The following is a 3,149-nucleotide window of genomic DNA, read 5'->3' as shown; positions in this document are numbered from 1 at the left end:
CCAGCACAATAACCACTAGGGCATATTGCTATATTTTCAATAGCAATCTGCGGGCATCGCGCAGGGCCGGGTCACAGGAAAGCGGGAGGCCCCTTGTCGGCCTTGCTTTCCACCGGGTTGGCCAGCAGCCAGTTGGCCGGGTACTGGCGCATGAACTCCCGCGCCTTCTCCGGCCGGGCCGACAGCCAGGCGCCGTAGGCGCCTTCGTTGAGCAGGGCCGGCATGCGCTTTTCGCTGCCGGGCGGCTGGTAGCGGTGGATCAGCGCATGGCTGTTGGCGTTCACGGTGAGCACGGTGTAGCTGACCAGCTCCTCGCCCTCGGGGCCGGTCCAGCGGGCCCACAGCCCCGCCGCGCCCATCGGCAGGCCGTCGACGCGCGCGATGCGCGTGGGCACGGCCTTGCCGCTGCGCCAGTCGTCCTCGAAAAACGCCGCCATGGGCACGATGCAGCGCTGGCCTTTCAGCCACGCCTCGCGGAACGGCGTGGCGGTGGAGACCGTCTCGGAGCGCGCGTTCACCAGCTTGGGGGCGCGCAGCCGCCCGTCGGAGGCCGATTTCACCCAGTGCGGTACCAGCCCCCACTGGGCGTGCACCAGTTCGCGCGCCAGCCGGGGGGCGCCGTCCGCATCGGGACCGGCATCGGGATCTGTCCCGGCCGCCGATTCGGCATCGCCCGGCAGGGCATCGGTGGGCACCGGCCCGGGCGTGCCCGGCGGCGGCGCCACGGCGCGGATGAAAAAGCCGGGCTTGCGGGGCTTCACGTAGCGTTCGCCGCGCGTGTCCGGCGGCTCCACGCCGAAGGCCTCGCGGTAGGTTTCGGGCAGGGGCAGGGTCTCGTAGCGCGTGGTCATCCGGGGATCGTACCTGCGCCCTCGCCCGCCGCTTCGCACAGGGGTGCCCACACGGCCTGGTCGCGCCCCTGCGCCTTGGCCGCATAGAGCGCGCGGTCCGCCCGCTCCAGCGTCTGCTCGATCGACTCGCCCACCACGTGCTGCGCCAGGCCGATGGAGACGGTCAGGTGGATCGGCGCCGAGCCCGGGTGCGTGAGCCGCAGCGCCGAGACGGTTTGGCGCACCCGCTCCAGCAGCGCGCTGGCATCGGCCGGCTGGGTGTTGCACAGCATCAGCACGAACTCCTCGCCGCCCCAGCGCGAGAGCACGTCGGAGTCGCGCACGCTGGCTTTCACCGAGCGGGCGAAGGCCTGCAGCGCGCGGTCGCCCGCCGCATGGCCGTGGGTGTCGTTGATGGCCTTGAAATGGTCCAGGTCCAGCTGCACCAGCACCAGCGAATGCCCGCTGCGCGCGGTGCGGCGCTGCTCCAGCCGCATCAGCTCGATCATGTGGCGGCGGTTGAGCAGCCCGGTCAGCTCGTCGTGCGTGGCCAGCTCGCGGATGTGCTCCAGCGCCTCGGCCAGATCGTGCTTTTGCTGGCGCAGCTGCTGGCGCGTGGCCTGCACCCGCGTGGTGAGGAAGGTGCTGCCCACCAGCACCACGAGGATCATGATCGCGTAGGCGGCGGCCATCGCGGGGCCCTGGTGCAGGTCCTCGCGCAGTTCCAGCAGCACGCCCCCGGCCCCGAAGGCCGCGAGCGAATAGAACAGCACCCCCACCATCTGCCGCGTGGACAGGCCGAAGATCCCGAACATCAGGATCACCGCCAGGATCGGCAGCGTGATGCCCCGCGCCGGCCCCGCGATCACGAAGGCCGCGGCGTTGCAGGCCACGGCATAGAGCATCTGGAACAGCGTGAGCGAAGGGTCGCGAAAGCGCCGCGACACCCCGCTGCGGATCAGCGTGAAGACCCCGATCAGGCCCGAGATGCAAAACAGCGTCCACCAGCGGACCCACTGCGCATCCGCGATGCCCGCCCGCGCCACGATGTGCATCGCCACCACGCAGCACAGCATGAGCAGCCCCGCCAGTCCCGCCATGGCCGATCGCACGCGCAGGCGCCGTTCGGTGCCCAGCAGCCCATCGAGCACGCGGGACGGGGTCGGGAACAGGGCGCGGTCGCGCCATCTCGCAAGCCGTGGCGGCAAGGGGTCTCCTTGGAGTGGGTCGCAGGCCAGGCCGGCCATCGGGCGGCCCACGGCGCCGCCGGGTGGGCCAGCACCGATGGTGCCTGCGGAATTCTAGGAGTCCTGTCGCCCGCGCGCCCACCCGCCATGGGAGGGTTTACACCCATGCCTCTGGCCCGGCCTTGCCACGCGGGCCCTGCCCTGTCGCTGTCAGGGGACGGCCGCGAGCCGTTTCTTCATCGACGGTGCGGGGTGCAGCGCATAGCCCCCGCGTTCGTAGAACGCGATGGCCTCGGGCCGTGCGTCCAGGAACACCAGGGCCATGGCGCGTGCCTGCGCATCGGCTTCGGCGTAGGCCATCAACGCCCGGCCGGCGCCGCTGCCCCGCACGGCGGCATCCACCACGAGGTCATCGACATGCAGGTAGGCCCCGCGCGCCAGGGTCTGCACGGGCCGCATTCCCATGACCCCGACCAAGGCGCCGCCCTGGTAGGCGCCCACGAGTTCATAGCCGCCGCACGACTGCTGGCGCACGCGCCGCAGGAACTCGGCCTCGTCCAGCGCGCGCAGCTGCGCCATCACCGGATAGGCGTCCTTCCACTGCGCAGGCAGAAGCCTTTGGATTTGCAGGGCAGCGTCGGGGTCTTGGGTCATGGCAATGGCATCTTTCATGCGGGCACCGGCTCCAGCACCGGCACGCCGCGCCGCTTGGCCACGGCGATGGGCGGGGCCCAGCGCGAGCCCTGGGGTTTCTTGCTGGTCACCAGGGTGATCTCGGCGGGCTCGAAGACTTCCAGGTTGTGGGTGATGGGCGTGGTCAGCACATATTGCGCCTGGGTGGAGCGCAGGAAGTGGCCGACCAACTGGATGTTGCGCACGTCCAGGTGGGCGAAGGGCTCGTCGATGAACACGAAGCCGCCCGAGCCGCTTTCCTCGTCCTTGAGCAGGCCCACGAGCAGGATGAGCGACTTGATGACCTGCTGGCCGCCCGAGGCCTCGCCGTCGTTCATGCCGATGCTGCCCTTGCCGTCGAACGCGAAGTGCACCTTCAGGCCCGCCTGCGCGAGCACGGTGTCGTCGTTCTCCAGCAGCGGCAGGTCGGCCGCCACCTCCACGCCGGCGAGGCGCCCAG

3 protein-coding genes and 1 pseudogene are annotated in these 3,149 nt (G+C 70.7%); all 4 read right to left on the bottom strand.

The genetic code is table 11. From position 1 onward, the window contains the following. Window positions 1-71 precede the first annotated feature (71 nt). Entirely contained in the window at window positions 72-851 is a 780-nt protein-coding gene (locus tag AC27IO_RS22155; protein ID WP_498740786.1) for an SOS response-associated peptidase, read from the bottom strand. After that, window positions 848-2,038: a GGDEF domain-containing protein gene (locus AC27IO_RS22150; protein ID WP_317359859.1), complete on the bottom strand. Its 1,191-nt coding sequence runs from the start codon at window positions 2,036-2,038 to the stop codon at window positions 848-850. Before AC27IO_RS22150 ends, AC27IO_RS22155 begins: the two co-directional genes overlap by 4 nt. A 189-nt stretch (window positions 2,039-2,227) precedes the next feature. Beyond that, window positions 2,228-2,671 (bottom strand): GNAT family N-acetyltransferase, encoded by a 444-nt coding sequence (locus AC27IO_RS22145; protein WP_498740784.1) that lies wholly within the window; start codon window positions 2,669-2,671, stop codon window positions 2,228-2,230. A 14-nt stretch (window positions 2,672-2,685) separates the two neighbouring features. Next, window positions 2,686-3,149 (bottom strand): annotated as a pseudogene (locus AC27IO_RS22140) (AAA family ATPase); the annotation flags it as partial.

The sequence above is a fragment of the Acidovorax sp. KNOB132 genome, assembly GCF_057541515.1.
Note: the sequence above shows the minus strand (reverse complement) of the source record. Positions and strands in the feature narration are given on the sequence as shown.